Origin of the sequence: Faecalicoccus acidiformans (assembly GCF_014202635.1) — a bacterium.
In the GTDB taxonomy this organism is placed as follows: domain Bacteria; phylum Bacillota_I; class Bacilli_A; order Erysipelotrichales; family Erysipelotrichaceae; genus Faecalicoccus; species Faecalicoccus acidiformans.
In genome coordinates this window covers 46,167-66,959 of the sequence record NZ_JACHHD010000007.1, presented here as the reverse complement: position 1 = coordinate 66,959, position 20,793 = coordinate 46,167, and the positions used below count along the sequence as shown (strand labels likewise).

The following is a 20,793-nucleotide window of genomic DNA, read 5'->3' as shown; positions in this document are numbered from 1 at the left end:
ACTCCTCCTACATCACCATGCCGCCATCGACATGGATCACTTGCCCGGTGACATATCCAAACGCATCGGATGCCAGAGCAACACAGACCGATGCGACATCTTCTGGTTTTCCAAAAGAGCGCAAAGGAATCTGTTCCATCATTTTCTGTTGATCTTTTTCTGCCAGTTTTGCTGTCATATCCGTTTCAATAAAACCAGGCGCTATCGCATTGACACGAATATGGCGCAACGCCAATTCGCGGGCTGCCGATTTCGTCAGTCCGATCACGCCGGCTTTACTGGCCGCATAATTGGCCTGACCGGCATTGCCGATCAAACCCACGACACTGGCCATATTGATGATCGATCCCGAACGCTGTTTCATCATGATACGCGATACATGACGCAGGCAGTGAAACGTTCCTTCCAGGTTGACCGCGATCACTTTATGAAAATCTTCGCTCGACATTCGAAGCATCAAGCCATCTTTTGTGATTCCGGAGTTATTGACCAAGACATCGATACGTCCAAAGGTTTCCACAACGGCATCCACCATGGCCTTCACATCATCTTCTTGGGATACATCGGCTTGAAACGCCTGGGCACAAACACCATAGGAACGAATCGTTTCTACAACTTCCATAGCCCTCTCTTTAGAGCCGTTATAGTTCACGGCCACTTGATAGCCCGCCTGAGCAAAAGCCAACGCGATCGCCTTGCCAATGCCTTTGCCGGCTCCGGTTACCAAAGCCACTTTATGATTCATCGATTCCATGTTTCCACCATTCCTTCCAGATCTTGTACAGTATTGATCGTATAGACCTGTACATCTTTTGATACTTTTCGGACAAAACCGCTCAAGCTTTTTCCCGGACCAATTTCCACAAATGTATCAAAACCATCTTTGATCATTTGACGAATCGTTTGTTCAAAACGGACACTTTGGCAAATCTGTTTTTTTAAGATCTGGATCAGATCTTCTTCCTGTTGAATGGATTCGACTTGCCCGCTGATATTGTGATAGACCGGAATTTTGGGCAAAGCAAAATGTTTGGTCCGTAAAACAGCCTCCAGTTTTTCGCTGGCCGGGATCAGCAGCGAGCTGTGAAAAGCGCCGCTGACAGAAAGCGGCAGTACTCGCCTTGCCCCTTTTTCAAGCAGTAAAGGCGTTGCCTGTTCGATCGCTTCTTTATGTCCCGTCACAACAATTTGGCCTGGACAATTATAATTGGCAATCTCTAATATCTGGTTGGAGCGAGTAACTATCTGACAAACTTCCTGAATGGCATTTTCATCCAAGCCTAAGACCGCCGCCATGCCTGTCGTGCCGGCCGGCAATGCCTGAGCCATCAGGATTCCGCGCTGGCGTACGATATCAATAGCCGTTTGCGGATCAAAGCTTTGGGCTGCACACAAGGCAGTATACTCGCCTAAAGAAAGGCCGGCGCAGCCGTCTGCCTGGATTCCTTTTTCTTTTAATGCTTCCAGGATCGTTAAAGATGCGGCAACAATAGCACTTTGCGCATAAGCTGTATCATCCAGCTGATCTTGCGGCCCCTCAAAACATAATCTTTTTAAATCATAATCACACTGCAGACCATCCATTCTTTTTTGACTGACCGTAAAGGTATCATAGAATTCTTTGGCCATCCCTACTTTTTGGGATCCTTGGCCCGCGAACAGAAACGCTGTTTTCATCTTGTTTCCTTTCCCAGCCCTTGCAGGCTGCTCATCACTGTATGTACATCGCTGATTTCTGAAATCTTATACGCATTGGCTCCCGTAAAAAAGAGTCCGTTTTCGGTATCGCCTTGAACGGCGCGGATCAAAGCTCGAGTAATACAATAAGGCGTATCTTGCCAGTTGCACGGAATCATGCATCCCAGACAATTTTCTACTCTTTGATTAGGTTTCCCTTTGTGCTTTTTCACAAACGCATTTTGAATTGCTCGCCCTGGAAATCCGGCCGGACTTTTGACATACCCGATATCCTCTTTGCGAGCGCGGATGATCATCTGTTTAAATGCCGGATGTGCATCGCATTCTTTGGTTGCGATAAAGCGTGTTGCGATCTGCACACCATCGGCCCCGGCTTTGATCATGTGAAGAATGTCTTCATATGTAAAGATGCCGCCGGCTGCGAAGACCGGAATCGTTTTTCTATATTTTTCTTCGTAAGGCTTTAATTCTTTTTTGACTTCCGCTACGATCTCTTCCAAGCTCTGACATCGATCATTTTCCAGGTCTGGCAGTTTGAATCCAAGATGGCCTCCTGCTTTTGCGCCTTCCACGATCACAAAATCCGGCGCGCATTGATGATGCGTATCCCATCTTCGACAGATCAGACGGCAAGCCCTGGCGCTCGATACGATGGGGGCCATCAAGGCCTTGTTCTGTACCGTTTTTGGCAACTCCAAAGGCAATCCTGCACCCGACAGGATCGCATCGGCTCCGGCATCTATACTCGCCTTTACATACGTTTCATAGTGGCGGGAGGCCACCATGACATTGACCCCTAAAAAACCGTTCGGGACTTCCTCTTTCACCATACGGATCTCTTTTTGCAGGGCCCGAATATTCGCTTGGATCGGATCTTTTTCAAAGTCCGGTTCGCGAAAACCCGGCATAGCCGCTGAGATCACGCCCATGCCACCCTCTTTACAAACAGCTTTCGCAAGACCAGATAACGAAACTCCGATTCCCATACCGCCTTGTATGATGGGAACCTGTAAAACTTTGTTCTGGATCTGCACCGCTTTTAACATGAGCACGCCTCAATTTTCCTTTGAAGCATTTCCAGCTCTTTTCTGGAATCATTCATCATATTGTCGAATATTTTTTCCAGCGGCAAAATCTCCTTGCACAATCCGGCAACTTGCCCCATCATCACAGAACCGGTTTTCATGTCGCCATCAAATACAGCCCGACGCAAACCGCCCAGCGTCAATTTTTCCATCTCTGTCCGATCGGCTTTTCCATATTCTAATTTCATATATTGCCGACTCATGGGATTTTTTAAAATTCGAACCGGCGTATTCAAGCTTCTGCCTGTCACGATCGTATCGGTATCTTTCGCTTTCAATACTGCTTCTTTATAGTTTTGGTGGATCGGACACTCTTCGCTGGCTAATAAACAAGTTCCGACTTGAACACCCACAGCGCCTAAAGACAAAGCGGCATTAAATCCTCGTCCGTCTGCAATTCCTCCAGCCGCAAGGACCGGAATCGAAACCGCATCTGCGACTTGCGGTACCAGCGCCATGGTCGTCTGCTCGTTGACATGTCCGCCAGCTTCGGTCCCTTCTGCGATGATGCCGTCTGCTCCGGCTCTCTCCATACGGATTGCCAGAGCGACACTGGCCACCACAGGGAACACTTTGGTTCCGGCCGCTTTGAGCATCTCCATATATTTCCCTGGATTGCCGGCTCCGGTTGTGATAACCGGCACTCTTTCCTGGGCAAGCAATTCCATGATCAGATCTGTATCCGGATTCATCATCATCACATTGACTCCAAAAGGCTGATCGGTCAAAGCACGAAGCTTATCCAAACTTTCTTTGACTTGTGTTACATTCATGGCTCCGGTTCCCAATATTCCTAAAGCGCCGGCATTGGAAACGGCAGCGGCAAACTCGGCTGTCGCAATATTGGCCATAGCTCCCTGAAAGATGGGATATTTGATATTGAGCATTTGATTGATCATCATTGTGTATCTTCTCCTTTACCATGTTGGATTTTGCAGGCACCCCAAGTAAATCCGGCCCCAAAGCCGACAAGGATCACTTGCATTCCTTCTTTTATCTTTCCTTGTTCCCACGCCTGTGCCAAAGCAATCGGCACACTGGCGGCAGAAGTATTCCCTAACGTATCTAAATTCACAAACATTTTTTCCATGCCGAAGCCCATCTTTTTGCTGACATGTTCCAGAATACGGATATTGGCTTGGTGTGGGATCATCAGATCCACCGCATCCAAGGACTGTCCTTGAAGAACATGCTGGATAGCATCCGGCATAGCCTGGATCGCAAAGCGGAAAACATCTCTTCCCTTCATCGACAGGTATGATTTCTTTTCGGTCTTATTCATAAGATCCGGCTGCAGGCTGCGGTCCGGACAATAAAGCGCATGATCCACATCGCCTTTAGATCGAGCATAAAACGTCATGGAAGAGCCATCCTGCACTCTTTCGATCAGGCAAGCTCCTGCCCCATCGCCAAACAGAACGCAAGTATTTCGATCATTCCAATCCAAGATCTTGCTGAGAGTTTCCGCTCCGATGATCAAGGCTACACCCTCTTTCAATAAAGAGGCTGCGCATTCTAACGCAAACAAAAAGCCGCTGCAAGCTGCATTCAAATCAAAAGCCATAACCGGCTGCTCATTTAAGCCCAGCCCTGCCTGAACTTGGCAAGCCACTGTGGGAGTATAGTTATCAGGTGTCAGTGTAGCGACGAGGATCAGTCGGATGGATCGCGGATCAATGCCCGATACCTGAATCGCATTTTGGGCTGCTCTTAAGGCTAGATCGGACGTGTTTTCCTGACAAGAAATATAGCGCGAGGAAATCCCGGTGCGGGATTGGATCCATGTATCGCTTGTATCCACCACTTGTGAAAGCTGATCATTCGTTATCTTTTGATTTGGGGTCGCATAGCCGGTTCCGATTATTTTGACATTTTCCATGATGTATCTCCCAAATGCCGAAACCGGTCATAGCGATCCTGTATCAGCTGATTCGTTTTTTTCTTCATCGTTTCTCCTAAAGCCTTGCGTAATATTTCATCCATCTTTTCCGCAACTTGGTGGATATGGGAAGCAGCCCCGCCAAAAGGTTCTGGTATGATCTGGTCAATCACGCCTTTCTCAAGCAAATCTGCACTGGTGAGCTTCATCACTTCGCAAGCTTCTTTGACTCGTGAACCATCTTTCCAAAGAATGGAGGCAAACCCTTCCGGCGATAGAATTGAATATACGGCATACTCCAACATGAAGATCCGATCGGCGACGCTCAAAGCCAAGGCGCCTCCGCTTCCTCCTTCGGAAAGCACGAAACAGATTACAGGAGTTTTCAAGGTCGCAAAGGTACAAAGACAATCTGCAATGGCTTCGGCTTGCCCTTTTTCTTCTGCTTCTTTGCCTGGGTAAGCCCCGGGTGTGTCTACAAAGGTGATGATCGGACGATGAAACTTCTCGGCTTCTTTGGCCAAGCGCAGTGCTTTTCGATACCCTTCCGGCTGGCACATTCCAAAATGCTGACGCAGATTCTCTTCTGTTGTTTTTCCTTTGGATTGCGCTAAGATGGTCACCGGGATACCATGAAACGTAGCCAGGCCTGTCAACATGGCCGGATCATCACCGCTGCGGCGATCGCCGTGCAGTTCTAAAAAGTCTTGAAACAACAGTTCAATATAATCTTTGGCTTTGGGGCGATCTGGCCTTCTTGCCAGCTCCACATGATCCCAGGCCGTAAGAGTCGTTTCTTGTTCTAGTTTATGGATCTGTTTTTGATACTGATACCAGGTATCGATATCTTTTTCATCCAATTCCATCTGACGTGCTTTGATCTCGCTGATCGCACGCTGTGCTTCTTTTAAATTCATGTCAGACTCCTTTTCGTATGAAAAGCTAAAAGCCAACCTAAGGTCTTTCGCATTTTCTGACGAGGAACAATGCGGTCAATGAACCCTTTCTCTAAAACAAATTCAGCCGTTTGAAAATCGTCCGGCAATTTTTCGTGGATCGTATCTTCGATCACGCGTTTGCCCGCAAATCCGATCAGGGCATTTGGTTCGCTTAAGATGATATCTCCCAACATCGCAAAGCTGGCGCTGACTCCGCCGGTGGTCGGGTGTGTCAAAACCGTAATAACCAGTAACCCCGCTTCTTTATGACGGGCAATGGCCGCCGAAGTTTTCGCCATTTGAACAAGAGACAAGATCCCTTCCTGCATGCGGGCTCCCCCGCTGGTACAAAAAATCACGATAGGAAGTTTCTTTTTCGTGGCCGTCTCAATAGCCCGCGTAATCTTTTCGCCTACAGCCGCCGACATGCTTCCCATAAAAAAATGGGAATCCATGATGGCCAAAATACAAGGATTCCCTAAAATTTTGGCCGATCCGATAATGACGGCTTCTTTCATTCCGGTCGCTTTCTGCATCCGGTCTAATTTTTCTTTGTATCCTGGAAAGTCTTCCGGGTCGATACTGATCATATATGCATCCATTTCTTTGAATGTTTTTTCATCTGCGATCTGGCGGATCCTTTCTCTGGCTGAGATTTTAAAGGGATACTGGCATTCCGGACAGACATATTGATTTTTGACAAGATCCATCATAGGAATCGAAGAATGGCAATGTGTACAAGTTTGAAAGACATGATCGGGCATTTCTTTCGGCTTGGGTGTCGGTTTTTTTCGCCATTGATGAAAAATGTCCAATCGTTTTTTTCTTTCTTTAAATAAACTGTCCATTTTCCTTCAGCCTTTCTAATAAAATCGAAGCGTATCCGATATTATGGATCCCTTCGATAAATTCTTTCTGATAGAGGGTCAAATATAAAAACTCAACATTGGTTTTGACCCCATCGATGATCGTCTCTTCTAAGGCAGCCCGCATTTTCTTGATGCATTCGAGCCGGGTCGGTGCCTGGACGATCAATTTTAAAATCATGGAATCGTAATAAGGTGAAATCGTACTTCCGCAATAAACGGCGGTATCCACTCGAATGCCATGGCCTCCGGGCAAATGCATAAAGGTAATTTTCCCGGGAGATGGGGCAAAATCATGGGCGACATCTTCCGCATTGATCCGACATTCCATCGCCACTCCGCGGCAAGGAATCTCTTCTTGTTTCAGAGTCAGCTTTTGTCCGGACGCAATTTTAAGCTGCCATTTGATCAGATCAATACCCGTCACAGCCTCTGTAACAGGATGTTCAACTTGGATTCGGGTGTTCATCTCCATAAAGTAATAATGGCCATCCTTGTCCAATAAAAACTCCATGGTTCCTACCGAGTCATATCCGATTGACCGGGCGGCTTTAACTGCATCATTCAATAGATTTTGTCGTGTTTCTTCTGGCAGAATCGAACATGGAGATTCTTCGATCATCTTTTGATTCTTTCTTTGAAAGGAACAATCTCTTTCGTACAGATGAACAACATGTCCATAATGGTCTGCCAAAAGCTGGACCTCCACATGTTTAGGATCTTGGATATATCGCTCCATGTATACTTCATCATTGTCAAAACACGCTTTGGCTTCCTGACGAGCCTGGATATAGGCGCTTTCCAGCTCCTCTGCCTTCCATACGATTCGCATGCCGCGTCCCCCGCCGCCGTGACGAGCTTTTATGATCACCGGATAGCCGATCGAATCGGCCAGATCGAGCGCTTGTTGAGCAGTAATCAAAGGATCCTCACAACCATCTACGACCGGCACTCCCACTTCTTTCATACGGGTCCTGGCTTGTGTTTTATCGCCCATCAATTCGATCAAGCCAAAAGAAGGGCCCACAAATGTCAAATCGCACTCTTGAACCAAACGAGCAAACTTAGCGTTCTCGCTTAAAAATCCATAGCCTGGATGAATCGCATCGCAGCCTGCAGAACATGCTGCCTGCAAGATCGCATGCATATTCAGATAACTATCCTTGGCACTGGCAGGGCCGATACAGATGGAATCATCGGCCAGCTGCACCGCTAAGGAATCTGCGTCGGCTTGTGAATAGGCCACGACGCTTTCGATGCCCATTTCCTTGCATGCCCGAAGGATGCGTACCGCAATCTCGGAACGATTGGCAATCAAAAGACGGCGAATCATTTTTTCTCTCCTAAAATAATTAAAGGCTGGCCATATTCCACCATTTCTTTATCTTCGACAAGAATCTGTGTCACAATGCCTTCTTTATCGGAATGAATCTCATTCATTGTTTTCATGGCTTCTACCATACAGACCACGTCATTGACATGTACATAATCGCCAAGTTCTACATACGGCTTGGCTTGCGGGGACTTTGCCCGATAGAACGTTCCTACTAATGGCGAATCGATGGTCGTCATCGGTTCTTCTTTGATCTCTTCTTCTTGAACAACAGGTCTTGGGGTCGGCTGTACCACGATCTCTCCCACTGGTTTTTCCATTTTGATCTTCAGATTGCCTTCCTCAAGTTCCATATGAGAAAGTCCGCTCGCTTCAAAGATCTCTAATATTTCTTTGATCTGTTTTGTTTCCATAACCATCGCTCCTTGTTTATTGAAAATGAGCCAAGGGTCTCTCAGCTCATACGTTGTTTCTGAAGTTATATCTGTTTATCTATTTTGTCTTCGCGGCAATGATATCCATGACATCTTGAACCGTTTCCAATTTTGCCAGTTCTTCATCTTCAATACGGATATCAAATTCATTTTCCAATTCTAAGGCCAATTCAACAGCTGCCAAAGAATCGATTCCTAAATCATCGTTAAGCTTTGCCTCTGGTTTAATTTCTTCTTCATCTACGTTGATCGCATCTACTAATACTTTTTTGATTTCTTCAAACATAATTTTTCCTCCCTTACTTTGAATGTCAAAGTAATTAACGAGACCATTATAGTTATTTTGAATATCAAAGTAAATAGTTTGAATGTCAAAATTTATATTTTTTTATCGTTGCATAATAAAAAGCAAGCCCCCTCATCACTTTTTAGAGCGTGAGAAGGCTTGCCTGTTTCATCAGGAAATCTTTTCCCTTGTATCGATAGTTTTTCATAATTTTGATATTTTTGATCAATTCCAGCTATAGCAACCCAGCCATGTACAACGGCAAGAAGATTTTGTCATTCGTTATATGTAAATCATCTTTTGTCAGAATGTAAACTTGATCAATGTATTGTTTATACTTATGAGTGAATTTATCAATGGAAGTAAAGGCATTATACTTCCCAGACTTTACCTCGATTGGAGATATATTGTGTCTATTGCTGATTTTATCCTTTGCGATCAAAAAATCAATTTCCATCCGATCCTGCGCATGAATTGAGGAACTTTGATAATAATATAATCGATTCCCTCCACTTACTAACATCTGCGAAACTATATTCTCCATAAGCATCCCTTTATTCACTTCTAATTTATTTGTCAGAAGTTTCTGATAAATTTCATTTGTGACTATCCCTTTTTCATCAAAGGCATGACTAATCAACAACCCGGTATCTCCCATAAAACATTTGAGCGTTACTTTATCCATATTAATTTTTAAACCAATATTGGGTTCCGTTGTCTTATAACAAACATTGACCATCATTGAATCTTTTAACCATTCAAATGGCTCAATTAAATCCCTGTACTTGCCGCCGGATGCCGCAAATGTAAATTTCTTTTCTTGCTTAGATAATTGTGCCGGAATTTCATCAAAAATAGATTTTATATACAAACGATGATATTTGCTCTTATTGATATCATCTTTATATAAAGACAGGATCAGTCTTTTTTGCCTATCCACTTGATCGAAATCTCTTGTCTCAATATAGGTCGAAACGACTTTTGGCATCCCTCCCACGATCATATACAACCGAAAAAGATCCATGGCCTTTTTGTGCAATACACCCATAGGTTTCATGTTCAGAAAACACCGTTCAATTTCCGCATATATTCCTTCATTGTTTGTCGCAAGACAAAATTCCTCAAAATCCATAGGAAACATTTTTACTTTTTCTTCTTCAGAAGGGATAAGGATATCCTGTACATTTTCTTTAATGGATATCAGTGAGCCGGTTTCCAAATAATCATATCTTCCATCAGCCACCAAGTGTTTGATAGCTTGCCTGGCCTTAGGAAAGAATTGAACCTCATCAAATATGATCAGCGATTTCCTTTCATACAACTTAACGGAAGTCAATGTGGATAAATACAGAAAAAAACTGTCAAGGTCATTGATATAATTCATAAACAACTCTTTGATTGAATCTGATACAATACTAAAATCCAACAATATATAACTTTTGTATTCATTCTTAGCCAACTCTTGTGCAATATAGGATTTTCCGACACGTCTGGCTCCTTCAATCAATAAAGCTGTTTGTCCATTATTTTTCTTCCATTTCAATAATTGATCATAGATTTTCCTTTTCATGTTTCACCTTTTTGAGATTTTTACACACTCATAATAACACCTTTTTGAGATTTTTAAAACAAAATATATACACGTTTTTGAGATTTTTGAAAAATAAAAAATTCTGCCAAAACGGCAGAATGTTAAGCTCCTTTTGTCTGATCCGAATACTCGTCGCTAAAGTATTCTAAGATGTTTTCCAGCGCCTCGTTCAAGACTTCGTTTTCATCCAATCCCAGATCTCCGATTGCCTTATCGATCATATTCTTATGAAATTCATCATGGATCTTTAAGACATCCAAAGCCTTGGGCGTATTTCGAATACGGACAATGCGGCGATCCTTTTCATCTTGATATCGTTCCACATAGCCTTTTTTCTCCAGGCGAGAAATATTGGTGGTCAAAGTACCTGAAGTGATCATCAGCCGACGCGCCATATGACTCATCGTATTGGAACTGGCTCGTTCGATACTCTCCAGAATATGCACTTCGTTGATCGATAATTCGACGCCTTTTTGTTTCAAGTTGTTCGCTTCAATATACAAGATATAGTTAAAAAGCCCGACCAGCAGTTCATTGAGTGTGTGTCGGGTTTTTTGTGTGCGCTCCTGTTGTTTTTGTTCATCCAAAGTCATCGGTATCAAAATACCTTGTTTCCCTATAAAAGTCAATTGAAATTCCTATACAAAGCCTTAAAAGAACTGTCTAAGCTTTTTCCATTAACCAATCTATGATATTCAATATTTTGATTCCTTCATCGGAAGTTACAAAACTTCTATCTGTGGACAAAACTATCTTTTCATAATTATCATTGATCGCTTTCAGTGGACGCAGTTCTCGATTTCGTACCTCTTCAGAGTTCATGGATTCAGTCACCTGTATATATATCTTTTCATTTGGTTTTTCGGCAATGAAATCGACTTCCGTCGAATCCACCTTTCCTATATATACATGATAGTCTCTGCGGATCAATTCCAAGAATACAACATTTTCTAACAAATGTCCTCTGTCCACATCACGATACCCCAGCAACATATTGCGGAATCCAAGGTCAACAATATAATCTTTTTCCAATGTCTTTAGAAGTTGTTTTCCTTTTATATCATAACGGCTTACAGAGAAAAATAAAAAAGCATTTTTAAGTAAAGAAATATATTTTTCCACGGTATTTCTTGCCAGATGTTGTTTTTTATCATCTTTTATAGCCCTATCACTTGATAAAACATTTCCGACGTTGTTGGGTGAGGTTATGCTTCCGATATTCGAGCAAAGAAACATCGCAATTCGATGCAGTGTGTTTTGGTCAATCTTATTATTTCTCTGCAATATATCTCGTAATATGACTGTAGAATAGATCCCTTCTAAAGCCTGATTGCAACGGGCTTCATTAAAGTTATATTCACTTAATATAGGCATTCCGCCAAATTGCATATATTTCTGGAATTTTTCATCGATAGATGTAGCTTCTTCCCATGTATTGAAATTCAGAAATTCTACAAAGGACAATGGAAGCATTCGAATCTCGACATACCTTCCTGACAAAAGCGTTGAAAATTCTGTAGAAAGTAAATAGGCATTTGAACCAGTGATATAGATATCAACATCAAAATCCAGACGAAAAGACTCGATTGCCTTTTCCCAATGTTCCACATTCTGTAATTCGTCAAAAATAAGATATATCTTTCCCTTTTCAGGGATTCTTTCAGAGACATATTCATAAAGAGCTATGTAGTCTATTAAATTTCTATACTTCAAAGATTCAAGATTCATATGAATGATATGCTTTTCATCGATGCCTTGTTTCAATAAATATTGATGAAAAAGGTCCAATAGCGAACTTTTTCCACAACGACGAATTCCCGTCACGATTTTCACTAAATCAACATCTTTGTGTCCGATTAGCTGTTCCAAATATTGAGGCCTGTTTATTAATTTGTTCATAAATGTCCTCCTTCATGATTTCATTATAGTATAAAAGTTTTTAATATTGAAGTTAAAAAGTATTGAGATTTATAAATTTTTTTCAATCAATATTATAAACTTTTAATTTTATTCGCTTCAATATACAAGATCTAGTTAAAAAGCCGACCAACAGTTCATTGAGTGTGTATCAAATCTTTTGTATGCGCTCCTGGCATTGTTTTGCTTGATCCAGAGTCACCCTATGTTTCCCTATAAAAATAAATTGAAATTCTAATACAAAGCCGTAAAATGGAATCGAGGAAATAGTATGGCATTGAAGATTGCGTTTTGTATATGGTGCCTTTGCGGAGTTTTCTTTATAGGAACAGGCATCTTTTGTTTACGGCAGAAAAAACCAATGGGATTTTGGGCCAATGATAAAGCGCCTAAAGTCAAAGATATCAAAGGATATAATCGTGCTTTAGGAAAGTGTTGGATCATTTATGGAGGAGTTTTCATTCTGATTGGACTTCCCATTTTATCTGACCAACATTCTCCGTGGATCTTGATTTCTTTGTTGGGAGCTCTCTTTGATACCTTGGCTTTGATTTTGGCTTACACCATGATCATCACACCTCGTTATATTGAATAAAGAAAAAAACATACCTCGGCATCAATGAAGTGAACCCAATTATTTGGACACTTATCTATTCTAAATTTGAAGGGATTGATTCCTGTATTCTACAGGGGTTAGTCCTTTTAATTTTGAATGGATTCCTGTATCTGTCCCCAAAATTGACACTAAATACTTTTAAACACCAAAAAAAGCCGAATTTTATCGGCTTTTATGTTCTATGGTGCAGAAGAAGAGAACCCTCACATTCCCTAAAATGGGTCCGTTTTATTGAAAAAGTGGGGATTTTTTATAAAAATTTGGGCTATTTTCCATAAAATATCACCTAGTTTTTGGATTGCTGTCACCAAAAGTGTCACCAATTTTTTTGTACAAACAACCTCCATAAAGAGGAACTTCCATCTGATTTACGTGATAATATTATACCACAAAAAAATCTATAAAGTGTTTACTTTGAAAATGTATCATTCTGATGGAATTACGCTGCTTAAAACATATAAAGTTGATATAATAAAAAGGAGGAAATATAGATATGTTTGATTTTTTACATCGTTTATTTCAACAAAACATTGAACAAGAACAACAAACAAATGAATTAGAATCATTAAACAGATTTACAGAGAACTGTGCAAATGAAGCCATGCATCAGGCTGAGAATGCCGCAAGTTTCGCTGAAGATAGTTTAAATAATTTTTTTGATAATAATATGTTTGGTGGTGGATTCGGAGATACAGGCATGTTTTAAATGCTCTCGCGATTTAAAAAGGAGGAAAAAAATAATGAAATGGTATCAAAACAAAAAAATTGTTGTTGGTACAGTGGCTGCTATAGTTGTCTGCTTAGCCATTGTATATGCAATAACTTCTCAACCTTCAATTGTGGTAAAAACTCAAGAAATAGAGGCTGGAGATAAAGTTTCTTTGACAAAGGAATCTTTATTGGATACAGAAAAAATGGATGCTGAACTGGTGGATGACATCAAAATCACATCCAATTTGATGACAGATACTGACAAATATTCATATAACGAAGAATCTGGAGAAGTTACTTCCAAAGATGAAACTTATTTGGAAGCAGGAACATATACCGTTACTATTACCTATGGAGATAAGACAGAAGATGTCGAAATCAAAGTTACAGATTCTAAAGCTCCAGAATTTGTTGGCTTCCGAGATACAATCACTGTAGAACAAAACGCAGAAGGATTCGACCTATCTCGCTATTATCTTGCTGAAGATAAATCAAAAGTCACAGTAGAATCCAAAGAAGAAACGGATATTTCGAAGGCAGAAACTCAAACAAATACAATTGTAGGAACGGATGAATTTGATAATTCTACAGAGAAAGAATGTAAGATTAAAGTAGTAACACAAGAAGATATCAAGAATGGAACCAAACTGACTCCTATGGTGGATGGCAATGTTCCATTGAGCAAGGATACATTGGAAAAGGCAAAGTCCGGCGATATCGATGTTCAGGTTGAAGATTTGAACGAAGAGTTAAAGACAGCTTATGCCGATATCAAAGAAGATAAAATTAACGGTACAACATCCTTTAAAAAAGTAGAAGATGACGATAAGTATTTTAATCGAGACGCTTTTACAAATACAGGCAATATCAGTATGGAATCTTTAGGGATGGATTATAAGGAGTATCGTGAATTTGTAAATAAAAATCTGTTGGATGACGAAGGTCATGTCAAAGGAACTTATAATAAGGATACAAATAGTTTTGAAGGTATAGATGAAAATGGAAATTCTTTCTCCATTGATGCTGGCGGATTAGGAATCCAACCCGGAGAAGGAAGTACTCCGGCAGGTGCTTTAGAAGCCTGGCAGCAACAACAAGGGAATGGAAATCAGTCTTCAAATCCAAACACGGGAAACAGCGGGCAAACCAATCCAGGAGGAACAACCACAACAGAACCTACACAACCTGTAGAACCGGATGTCCCAGCTTGTGACGATACGATTCCGGCAGGATTCTGGGCTAATAGAGCTGATGCCGAAGCGTATGCTCAACAAGTAATTATGGATGCGCTGCTTTCTGGACAAGCATCACATGGTGGATATTATGTTGATATTTATCGAACCGAATGCGGCACTAAATATTATGGAATAACTTTTAAGTAAAAGTTAAGGAAGGCGAAACACCTTCCTTTTTTCATGCAAATTAAGAGCTAAAACAGTAAAATAGAATTATGAAAACAAAATATAATGTTGGAGATATCGTCTATATTATCGCCAATCAAATCTTCATCAAGGAAGCAAAAGTTGTCCGAGTTACGGCTTCAACTCGCATGTATACATTAAAATTTACTGAGGAATCTGGAGGTACGCGACTTCGAGAAAACAGACTTTATGCTACAAAACAAGAAGCGGAATTTGTCGCAAATATTAATAAATCCAAGAATTATCCTTACAAAGAAAGATTCTAATGTTTATCTTTATATTCGTGATATCTCCATTTTTCAGAATTAAACCGATAACCCAGCCTATATACCCCATGAATATGAACCTATCTCAATGAATTAGAAGATTTATCCAGGTCTCATATATTGATGGGGACAATAAAAAAAGTCGGATAGTTTAACGATATAGTTAGTATCCGACTTTGCCGTATAGATAAAAAATGTTCGATAGAGGGTGAAGTATTATGAAGATTATTAAAACCGAAAATAAGAAAAAAGAATTTTGTTTAGAGATGGCTTACTGTCACCAAACTGTCACCAACTGGCCATTTTTTCATCAAAACAAAGAAAAAGTCCTTTATATAAAGGACTTTATAGACTTTGGTGCAGAAGAAGAGATTTGAACTCTCACGCGATTGCTCGCACTGCCGCCTGAAGACAGCGTGTCTGCCGTTCCACCACTTCTGCATTTGTGCTTTCATATTATGGCATACTTATTATGCTTTTGCAAGCTTGCTTAAAAAAAGGAAACAGTGCCTATACTGCTTCCTCATCATTGATTTCTATCATTTCAATGCATTTTTTGGGACAATTTTTCGCACAGAGCCCACAACTGACACACAAATCTTGATTCAAGCTCCAAAGCTTTTGAGAACGATCTACTGTAATCGCATCTCGAGGGCATTTCTTGGCACACAGTGTGCAATAAACACAGTCTGAGGAAGCTTTAGGAAACTTTTTCTTTTGAATCGTACGAGTGTATACTTCGACCGATTTTTGTGTTTCCGGCTGCGTGTATCCTTTTTTCATATGCAGACATTTTTTGGGACAAACCTGAACACAGTTTCCACACTGCACACAGTCAAAACGGTTGATTTCCCACGTCCCTTTTCCTCTATCCACTTTGATGGCTCTAGGCGGACAATTTTGAGCACAAAGCGTGCACGAAATACATTGCTCGATATCAATTTCGATATGACCTCGCATCCGATCCGTATAATGGGCTTCTTCAAAAGGATAAGCTTCGGTGACCGGCTTCGAAACTAAGTTCTTCAGAATCTGCGGTGTGAATACAAACAACTTTTCTTTTCTTGCCATACGATTACCTCTCTGTACAGCTGATGCACGGATCGATCGTCAAGATCAACAAGGCCACATCGGACAACTGACATCCTTTTAAAAGATCCAACATGGGAGGAATATTAGCTGTTGTCGGCGTACGCAAACGGAAACGGTCTAAATATTTTGTTCCATTTCCTTTCGTATAGTAAATCGCTTCTCCTCGCGGCTGCTCAATACGAACAAAACATTCTCCTTTAGGATTTCCTTTTACCGGGATCGCAATCTCGCCCGAAGGAATCTTTCCCAATAATTCCTGCAAGATCTCAAAAGATTGTAAAATCTCTGCCAAGCGGACCTTGACACGCGCATAAGAGTCCCCTTCTATAGCTGTGATTGGTCCAAAACTCAGATCTGCATAAGCCGCATATCCTGTTTCTCGCGAATCATAAGCGACTCCGCTGGCCCTCAGCATCGGCCCTACAGCTCCAGCCGTATACGCCTGTTCTTTAGAAAGGACGCCCAGCCCGCGCAAACGCATATTGACCAACCGATCTTCCAGGAATGTGCGAATGATCGGTTTCACTTCAGATTCTAACTCTGTGATCGTTTTTTGGATCTCTTTTAACATCACAGGCTCTACATCCTTTAAGACGCCCCCGATTTGATTGACCGAGAAGATGATTCTTCCGCCAGTCGTCATATCGAAGATATCCAAGATCTTTTCCCGTAAACGCCAGCTTTGCATAAATAAGGATTCAAATCCCAAGGCATCCGCCAACAAGCCTAACCACAATAGATGAGAATGGATCCGGCTCAGTTCCATCCACAATGTGCGCAGATACTTTGCACGAGCTGGAATATCGATGCCCATGGCTCTTTCCACGCTCTCACAATATCCCATGCCATGTCCAAAACTACAGATACCGCAAATTCTTTCCGCCACATAGACATACTGTTTATAGTCACGGGAGTCCACCAGCTTTTCCAAACCACGATGTACAAAACCTATATTCGGAATGGCTTCGACAACCACCTCATCCTCTAAAACCAAATCCAAATGAATGGGCTCGGGCAAGACCGGATGCTGGGGTCCAAAAGGAATGACACTTCGTTTTGCCATCAGTTTTCCTCCTTAGGGCCAAAAGGAGCCTCCACATCGATTCGATATAACTTGTGTTTATAATCCATCGTAATGTTATTGATCAATACTCCAAACAATTCGGCAGCTTCATTTTCCTGAATAAATGCACAAGGATAGATCTGCGTGATGGAAGAAATCGATTCATGACGATCCAGATGCACTCGAATCGTATCCATATCTTGATCCTTGACAAAAGTATAGTTCATCTCAAATCCATCCGATACCGTCGTAGCACAAATTTGAGCCAAACGCCATCCCTTCATCTTTTTTTGTACGGTCGCAGCATATAATTCCGCTTTCCCTAACGTTAAGATTCGATCACGCATGTTCTCGAGCCTCCTGTTTCTTTTCTAAGATCTCCACCGCTTTCAAAACTCCATCGATGATGGACTGAGGACGAGCTGCGCACCCTGGCACATACACATCCACAGGAATCACTTGATCCACTCCACCTAAAATATTGTAACAATCTTTGAAGACACCGCCTGTACAAGCACAGATACCTACCGCTACGACCACTTTGGGATTGGGCATCTGTGAATAAATCTGTTTAACCACTTGGGCACTCTGTGCATTGACACCGCCAGTGATCAGTAAAATATCGGCATGAAACGGATTGCCGGTATTGATGATGCCAAAGCGCTCTATATCAAAACGAGGCATCGTACAAGCTAACACTTCAATATCACAGCCATTGCAGCTGCTGGCATCGTAATGCAGCATCCAAGGAGATTTTTTTAATCGACTCATAGATACAACCCCCTTTTTTAGATCAACATCAGGATCAGTATATTGATCCCGCCACAAAGCAAAGTGATCAGCCAACAGATTTCAATCAGTTTTTTCCAATTGACGCGCGCACAGACATTATCGATCAAGATCTCAATAAAATAAACACCCAAACAAGCCACGATTCCTATTATCCAGCTCCATGCCGTATCATGGATGAAGAAAAGCCCTACGATTGCCAACAACAACATCTTTTCATAGTATTCACCAATTTCCATGATCGCCAAAGTGGGACCGCTCATTTCCGTGGTGATTCCTTTGACAACCTCCTGATGCGCATGATGACTGGTAGATAGGTCAAACGGAGATTTACGCAATTTGATAGCCATGATCAAGATAAAGCCCACGAAAAGACCCGGCATCATCCAAATCGCAGCCGATGACTGGAGTATGATCTCATCCACCCGGAAAGATCCTGTGGCAAGATAAAATCCTACCGCAATCAATAAAGTCATCGGTTCATAACTCATCATCTGCAGCATCTCCCGGCTGGCCCCAATATTCGAATAAGGCGACGAGTCAGAGCTGGCAGCCAAAATCAAGAACATATCGGCAGTCGAAAGAATAAATAAAGACATCAAGATATCCGTCCCAAAAAAGACCATTCCGCCCGCTATAGCCAAGAAAACCAGATAGCTGCAATTCAACAAGAGCTGCACACTGTTGACCGCAATCATCTGCTTAGAAAACAATTTCACCAGATCATAGAACGGTTGAAACAGGCTAGGGCCCTTTCTTCCTTGCATGCGCGCTGTGATCTTGCGATCCACTCCATCCAACAAAGCACCGATAAAAGGAGCCAATACAAGATAAAGAATCAAAGAGATGGTTCGACTCATGCCAAAACACCCCCTAACAGAATCGCAAAAGTCACGATCAGCACACTGGCCGCTACGATCTGAGACGGCTTCAACAGCCGCCGTCTGCCAAAATCAAACCGTAAATACCAGTTGGACAGATGAAGTTTCTTTTCTTCTCCAAAACTGTCAATAAAATGAGAATTATCTCCTACATTGATCCCATTCATATAAATCGGAACGATATCTCGCGGCGCCATCCGCGTGATCAAGAACATCATGGCCGGAACGATCAATACGCTGCAGACCATGATCACCATCGTAGTCAGTTCACTCATCGACAAAACATCGGTGGTAGCCCCGAACAAAGAAAGGACGATCGGATTGACGACATACCCTGCCAAAAGCGGGAATAAAAGACATAACAAAATTGTAATCACACATAAAACCGCCATTGAAAAATATTCATCTTTTCGCGTAATATCCGGATCCGGAGTATGCGGTTTATGCATCGCAATCAGCTTTCCTAACCATTTTGTCCAATAAAACATGGTAGAAGCACTACCGAACGCGATACAAATCACTAAAAGAACATTCCCGGAATCTACGAATGCTTTTAAGGCCACCCATTTACTGATCAGCATGCCAAAGGGCGCCAAATACATTCCGGCAATTCCGATCCCCATCACATAAGCTAATTTGGGCAGCCGCAGGATCAAGCCATGCATCCTTTCAATGTCCCGAGATCCGATACTGTTTTCCGTCGCTCCCACCGCTTCAAACAACATCGACTTGCTTGAAGAGTGAAAGATCATCAAAAAGATCGCTGCCCAGACCGTCTGCTCTACCCCAATGCCGGCGCAGGCAACAATCAAGCCTAAATTGGAAATCGTAGAAAAAGCCAGCACTTTTTTCGCATCATTTTGGGCAATCGCCATTAAAGAAGTCATGATAAAGGTAAAACCGCCAATAAAGCTCACGATCGTTCCACAAATCGTACCATTCAAAGCCGGAGCCAGACGAATCAGCAAATAAACACCCGCTTTGACCATGGTCGCACTATGCAAAAGCGCACTGGACGGTGTAGGCGCCACCATGGCCCCAAATAACCAGGTGGAAAATGGCAACTGGGCACTTTTGGTCAAGCCCGCCAGGCAAAGCATCCCAATGATCATCGGATTGGCACTGGAAACGATTTGATCCATCTGAACACTGTGGTTCCACATCGCACAAAGCCAGATCGCAACCGCAAAGCCAAAACCGCCAAGAAGATTCATCCACAAAGCCCGAAAACTATTTTCAATCGCTTCTTCTGTTCTTGTATAACCGATCAAAAGAAAAGAGATCACACTGGTCACTTCCCAGAAGAAATACATCCAGATCAAATTCGAAGAAAGAACCAACCCAAACATAGCCGACATAAATACAAACAACAGCGCCAGAAAAGTCGAGCTGCGATCGATCACACCCCGATGTTTTTCATGATAACTCTTCATATAACCTACAGAATAGATTCCGATCAGGCCGCCTATGAAGGCACAAATCACACACATCAATAAAGCCAGGGAATCTACTTGAGTATGGGTCGCTTCCTGAAGAGGGTACGAATACTCGACCCAGAAAGCCAAACCTGTTTGTAAAATTGAAAGAATCGAAACCCATCGTCTTTTATATTTGAAACTCATATAGATGATAAAAACCATCAATAAGATCTCTATTCCCTGCATGAGATGATCCATGAGTTCGGTATGTGTATATAAAAGCCAAGGCGTGCTTCCATCCAGGATCCAGGCACCCGTCAAGCCTAAACAAGCCAACATCATCAAGGCCACCGTTCCATAGATCACAAAGCCACGCAAGCGGGCATCCTGTATCAAAAAAATAAGAGCCGCCCCCACTAAGGGTATGCCAGCCAATACGGGTATCAAAAACAAGAGACATCCCCCCATAGTCTTAATCGTTTTCATTATATTCCTATTTGAAAGGGGTT

General features: G+C 42.1%; 24 protein-coding genes and 1 tRNA gene. 5 read left to right on the top strand and 20 right to left on the bottom strand.

The features are described 5' to 3' along the window. Positions 1-7: 7 nt before the first annotated feature. The 13 genes from fabG to HNQ43_RS04545 all read right to left on the bottom strand — a co-directional run bounded on the left by fabG (position 8) and on the right by HNQ43_RS04545 (position 12,009). Entirely contained in the window at positions 8-754 is a 747-nt protein-coding gene (gene fabG, locus HNQ43_RS04605; protein ID WP_425321252.1) for a 3-oxoacyl-[acyl-carrier-protein] reductase, read from the bottom strand. Then, a complete protein-coding gene (gene fabD / locus HNQ43_RS04600; protein ID WP_183375245.1) occupies positions 742-1,677 on the bottom strand; it encodes an ACP S-malonyltransferase in 936 nt (311 codons plus the stop codon). Before fabD ends, fabG begins: the two co-directional genes overlap by 13 nt. Continuing rightward, positions 1,674-2,744 (bottom strand): NAD(P)H-dependent flavin oxidoreductase, encoded by a 1,071-nt coding sequence (locus HNQ43_RS04595; protein ID WP_183375243.1) that lies wholly within the window; start codon positions 2,742-2,744, stop codon positions 1,674-1,676. The genes fabD and HNQ43_RS04595 overlap by 4 nt, the downstream gene beginning before the upstream one ends. Next, positions 2,738-3,685: a nitronate monooxygenase gene (locus tag HNQ43_RS04590; RefSeq protein WP_183375241.1), complete on the bottom strand. Its 948-nt coding sequence runs from the start codon at positions 3,683-3,685 to the stop codon at positions 2,738-2,740. The genes HNQ43_RS04595 and HNQ43_RS04590 overlap by 7 nt, the downstream gene beginning before the upstream one ends. After that, the gene (locus HNQ43_RS04585) at positions 3,682-4,662 is read right to left on the bottom strand and encodes a beta-ketoacyl-ACP synthase III (protein WP_183375232.1); all 981 of its coding nucleotides are present in this window, start codon (positions 4,660-4,662) and stop codon (positions 3,682-3,684) included. The genes HNQ43_RS04590 and HNQ43_RS04585 overlap by 4 nt, the downstream gene beginning before the upstream one ends. Then, the gene (locus HNQ43_RS04580; protein WP_183375230.1) at positions 4,644-5,579 is read right to left on the bottom strand and encodes an acetyl-CoA carboxylase carboxyltransferase subunit alpha; all 936 of its coding nucleotides are present in this window, start codon (positions 5,577-5,579) and stop codon (positions 4,644-4,646) included. Before HNQ43_RS04580 ends, HNQ43_RS04585 begins: the two co-directional genes overlap by 19 nt. Next, positions 5,576-6,448 carry an acetyl-CoA carboxylase, carboxyltransferase subunit beta gene (accD, locus tag HNQ43_RS04575; RefSeq protein WP_183375228.1) on the bottom strand — a complete coding sequence of 291 codons (873 nt, stop codon included), beginning with the start codon at positions 6,446-6,448 and terminating at the stop codon, positions 5,576-5,578. The genes HNQ43_RS04580 and accD overlap by 4 nt, the downstream gene beginning before the upstream one ends. Further along, positions 6,432-7,799: an acetyl-CoA carboxylase biotin carboxylase subunit gene (gene accC, locus HNQ43_RS04570; RefSeq protein WP_183375226.1), complete on the bottom strand. Its 1,368-nt coding sequence runs from the start codon at positions 7,797-7,799 to the stop codon at positions 6,432-6,434. Before accC ends, accD begins: the two co-directional genes overlap by 17 nt. Then, positions 7,796-8,212 (bottom strand): acetyl-CoA carboxylase biotin carboxyl carrier protein, encoded by a 417-nt coding sequence (accB, locus tag HNQ43_RS04565; protein WP_183375224.1) that lies wholly within the window; start codon positions 8,210-8,212, stop codon positions 7,796-7,798. The genes accC and accB overlap by 4 nt, the downstream gene beginning before the upstream one ends. A 79-nt stretch (positions 8,213-8,291) precedes the next feature. Further along, the gene (locus HNQ43_RS04560; RefSeq protein WP_183375222.1) at positions 8,292-8,519 is read right to left on the bottom strand and encodes an acyl carrier protein; all 228 of its coding nucleotides are present in this window, start codon (positions 8,517-8,519) and stop codon (positions 8,292-8,294) included. Positions 8,520-8,754: 235 nt separating this feature from the next. Then, positions 8,755-10,089, bottom strand: a complete 1,335-nt coding sequence (locus HNQ43_RS04555) for an ATP-binding protein (protein WP_183375220.1) — start codon at positions 10,087-10,089, stop codon at positions 8,755-8,757. Between the two features lie 122 nt (positions 10,090-10,211). Continuing rightward, positions 10,212-10,703 carry a MarR family winged helix-turn-helix transcriptional regulator gene (locus HNQ43_RS04550; protein WP_183375287.1) on the bottom strand — a complete coding sequence of 164 codons (492 nt, stop codon included), beginning with the start codon at positions 10,701-10,703 and terminating at the stop codon, positions 10,212-10,214. Positions 10,704-10,773: 70 nt separating this feature from the next. Beyond that, complete coding sequence (locus tag HNQ43_RS04545; RefSeq protein ID WP_183375219.1) at positions 10,774-12,009, bottom strand: ATP-binding protein; 1,236 nt, start codon at positions 12,007-12,009, stop codon at positions 10,774-10,776. Between the two features lie 289 nt (positions 12,010-12,298). Between HNQ43_RS04545 and HNQ43_RS04540 the strand changes: the two genes are divergently transcribed. The 5 genes from HNQ43_RS04540 to HNQ43_RS04520 all read left to right on the top strand — a co-directional run bounded on the left by HNQ43_RS04540 (position 12,299) and on the right by HNQ43_RS04520 (position 15,418). After that, a complete protein-coding gene (locus HNQ43_RS04540) occupies positions 12,299-12,622 on the top strand; it encodes a hypothetical protein (RefSeq protein ID WP_183375217.1) in 324 nt (107 codons plus the stop codon). Between the two features lie 514 nt (positions 12,623-13,136). Further along, positions 13,137-13,349 (top strand): hypothetical protein, encoded by a 213-nt coding sequence (locus HNQ43_RS04535; protein ID WP_183375215.1) that lies wholly within the window; start codon positions 13,137-13,139, stop codon positions 13,347-13,349. A gap of 34 nt (positions 13,350-13,383) precedes the next feature. Further along, positions 13,384-14,736 (top strand): hypothetical protein, encoded by a 1,353-nt coding sequence (locus tag HNQ43_RS04530; RefSeq protein ID WP_183375213.1) that lies wholly within the window; start codon positions 13,384-13,386, stop codon positions 14,734-14,736. Positions 14,737-14,804: 68 nt separating this feature from the next. Continuing rightward, complete coding sequence (locus HNQ43_RS04525) at positions 14,805-15,041, top strand: hypothetical protein (RefSeq protein ID WP_087319217.1); 237 nt, start codon at positions 14,805-14,807, stop codon at positions 15,039-15,041. A 218-nt stretch (positions 15,042-15,259) separates the two neighbouring features. Then, on the top strand, positions 15,260-15,418 hold the full coding sequence (locus tag HNQ43_RS04520) for a hypothetical protein (RefSeq protein WP_183375211.1): 159 nt from the start codon (positions 15,260-15,262) through the stop codon (positions 15,416-15,418). Here the strand turns inward: HNQ43_RS04520 and HNQ43_RS04515 are convergent. The 7 genes from HNQ43_RS04515 to HNQ43_RS04485 all read right to left on the bottom strand — a co-directional run bounded on the left by HNQ43_RS04515 (position 15,397) and on the right by HNQ43_RS04485 (position 20,770). Continuing rightward, positions 15,397-15,482: transfer RNA gene (locus tag HNQ43_RS04515), tRNA-Leu, on the bottom strand. The two genes, HNQ43_RS04520 and HNQ43_RS04515, sit on opposite strands and share 22 nt — an antisense overlap. 69 nt (positions 15,483-15,551) lie before the next feature. Then, positions 15,552-16,112: a 4Fe-4S dicluster-binding protein gene (locus HNQ43_RS04510; protein ID WP_183375209.1), complete on the bottom strand. Its 561-nt coding sequence runs from the start codon at positions 16,110-16,112 to the stop codon at positions 15,552-15,554. A gap of 4 nt (positions 16,113-16,116) precedes the next feature. Further along, the gene (locus tag HNQ43_RS04505; RefSeq protein WP_183375208.1) at positions 16,117-17,196 is read right to left on the bottom strand and encodes a hydrogenase large subunit; all 1,080 of its coding nucleotides are present in this window, start codon (positions 17,194-17,196) and stop codon (positions 16,117-16,119) included. Then, the gene (locus HNQ43_RS04500; protein WP_183375207.1) at positions 17,196-17,543 is read right to left on the bottom strand and encodes an NADH-quinone oxidoreductase subunit C; all 348 of its coding nucleotides are present in this window, start codon (positions 17,541-17,543) and stop codon (positions 17,196-17,198) included. The genes HNQ43_RS04505 and HNQ43_RS04500 overlap by 1 nt, the downstream gene beginning before the upstream one ends. Beyond that, entirely contained in the window at positions 17,536-17,967 is a 432-nt protein-coding gene (locus tag HNQ43_RS04495) for an NADH-quinone oxidoreductase subunit B family protein (RefSeq protein ID WP_183375206.1), read from the bottom strand. The genes HNQ43_RS04500 and HNQ43_RS04495 overlap by 8 nt, the downstream gene beginning before the upstream one ends. A 17-nt stretch (positions 17,968-17,984) precedes the next feature. After that, positions 17,985-18,845 (bottom strand): respiratory chain complex I subunit 1 family protein, encoded by an 861-nt coding sequence (locus HNQ43_RS04490; protein ID WP_183375205.1) that lies wholly within the window; start codon positions 18,843-18,845, stop codon positions 17,985-17,987. After that, the gene (locus HNQ43_RS04485; protein ID WP_221247994.1) at positions 18,842-20,770 is read right to left on the bottom strand and encodes an NADH-quinone oxidoreductase subunit 5 family protein; all 1,929 of its coding nucleotides are present in this window, start codon (positions 20,768-20,770) and stop codon (positions 18,842-18,844) included. The genes HNQ43_RS04490 and HNQ43_RS04485 overlap by 4 nt, the downstream gene beginning before the upstream one ends. Between the last annotated feature and the right edge of the window lie 23 nt (positions 20,771-20,793).

Excerpts from the sequence above, each read along its gene's own strand:
- fabG (WP_425321252.1), bottom strand. The coding sequence starts at position 754 with ATGGAATCGATGAATCATAAAGTGGCTTTGGTAACCGGAGCCGGCAAA.
- fabD (WP_183375245.1), bottom strand. The coding sequence starts at position 1,677 with ATGAAAACAGCGTTTCTGTTCGCGGGCCAAGGATCCCAAAAAGTAGGG.
- HNQ43_RS04595 (WP_183375243.1), bottom strand. The coding sequence starts at position 2,744 with ATGTTAAAAGCGGTGCAGATCCAGAACAAAGTTTTACAGGTTCCCATC.
- HNQ43_RS04590 (WP_183375241.1), bottom strand. The coding sequence starts at position 3,685 with ATGATGATCAATCAAATGCTCAATATCAAATATCCCATCTTTCAGGGA.
- HNQ43_RS04585 (WP_183375232.1), bottom strand. The coding sequence starts at position 4,662 with ATGGAAAATGTCAAAATAATCGGAACCGGCTATGCGACCCCAAATCAA.
- HNQ43_RS04580 (WP_183375230.1), bottom strand. The coding sequence starts at position 5,579 with ATGAATTTAAAAGAAGCACAGCGTGCGATCAGCGAGATCAAAGCACGT.
- accD (WP_183375228.1), bottom strand. The coding sequence starts at position 6,448 with ATGGACAGTTTATTTAAAGAAAGAAAAAAACGATTGGACATTTTTCAT.
- accC (WP_183375226.1), bottom strand. The coding sequence starts at position 7,799 with ATGATTCGCCGTCTTTTGATTGCCAATCGTTCCGAGATTGCGGTACGC.
- accB (WP_183375224.1), bottom strand. The coding sequence starts at position 8,212 with ATGGAAACAAAACAGATCAAAGAAATATTAGAGATCTTTGAAGCGAGC.
- HNQ43_RS04560 (WP_183375222.1), bottom strand. The coding sequence starts at position 8,519 with ATGTTTGAAGAAATCAAAAAAGTATTAGTAGATGCGATCAACGTAGAT.
- HNQ43_RS04555 (WP_183375220.1), bottom strand. The coding sequence starts at position 10,089 with ATGAAAAGGAAAATCTATGATCAATTATTGAAATGGAAGAAAAATAAT.
- HNQ43_RS04550 (WP_183375287.1), bottom strand. The coding sequence starts at position 10,703 with ATGACTTTGGATGAACAAAAACAACAGGAGCGCACACAAAAAACCCGA.
- HNQ43_RS04545 (WP_183375219.1), bottom strand. The coding sequence starts at position 12,009 with ATGAACAAATTAATAAACAGGCCTCAATATTTGGAACAGCTAATCGGA.
- HNQ43_RS04540 (WP_183375217.1), top strand. The coding sequence starts at position 12,299 with ATGGCATTGAAGATTGCGTTTTGTATATGGTGCCTTTGCGGAGTTTTC.
- HNQ43_RS04535 (WP_183375215.1), top strand. The coding sequence starts at position 13,137 with ATGTTTGATTTTTTACATCGTTTATTTCAACAAAACATTGAACAAGAA.
- HNQ43_RS04530 (WP_183375213.1), top strand. The coding sequence starts at position 13,384 with ATGAAATGGTATCAAAACAAAAAAATTGTTGTTGGTACAGTGGCTGCT.
- HNQ43_RS04525 (WP_087319217.1), top strand. The coding sequence starts at position 14,805 with ATGAAAACAAAATATAATGTTGGAGATATCGTCTATATTATCGCCAAT.
- HNQ43_RS04520 (WP_183375211.1), top strand. The coding sequence starts at position 15,260 with ATGAAGATTATTAAAACCGAAAATAAGAAAAAAGAATTTTGTTTAGAG.
- HNQ43_RS04510 (WP_183375209.1), bottom strand. The coding sequence starts at position 16,112 with ATGGCAAGAAAAGAAAAGTTGTTTGTATTCACACCGCAGATTCTGAAG.
- HNQ43_RS04505 (WP_183375208.1), bottom strand. The coding sequence starts at position 17,196 with ATGGCAAAACGAAGTGTCATTCCTTTTGGACCCCAGCATCCGGTCTTG.
- HNQ43_RS04500 (WP_183375207.1), bottom strand. The coding sequence starts at position 17,543 with ATGCGTGATCGAATCTTAACGTTAGGGAAAGCGGAATTATATGCTGCG.
- HNQ43_RS04495 (WP_183375206.1), bottom strand. The coding sequence starts at position 17,967 with ATGAGTCGATTAAAAAAATCTCCTTGGATGCTGCATTACGATGCCAGC.
- HNQ43_RS04490 (WP_183375205.1), bottom strand. The coding sequence starts at position 18,845 with ATGAGTCGAACCATCTCTTTGATTCTTTATCTTGTATTGGCTCCTTTT.
- HNQ43_RS04485 (WP_221247994.1), bottom strand. The coding sequence starts at position 20,770 with ATGAAAACGATTAAGACTATGGGGGGATGTCTCTTGTTTTTGATACCC.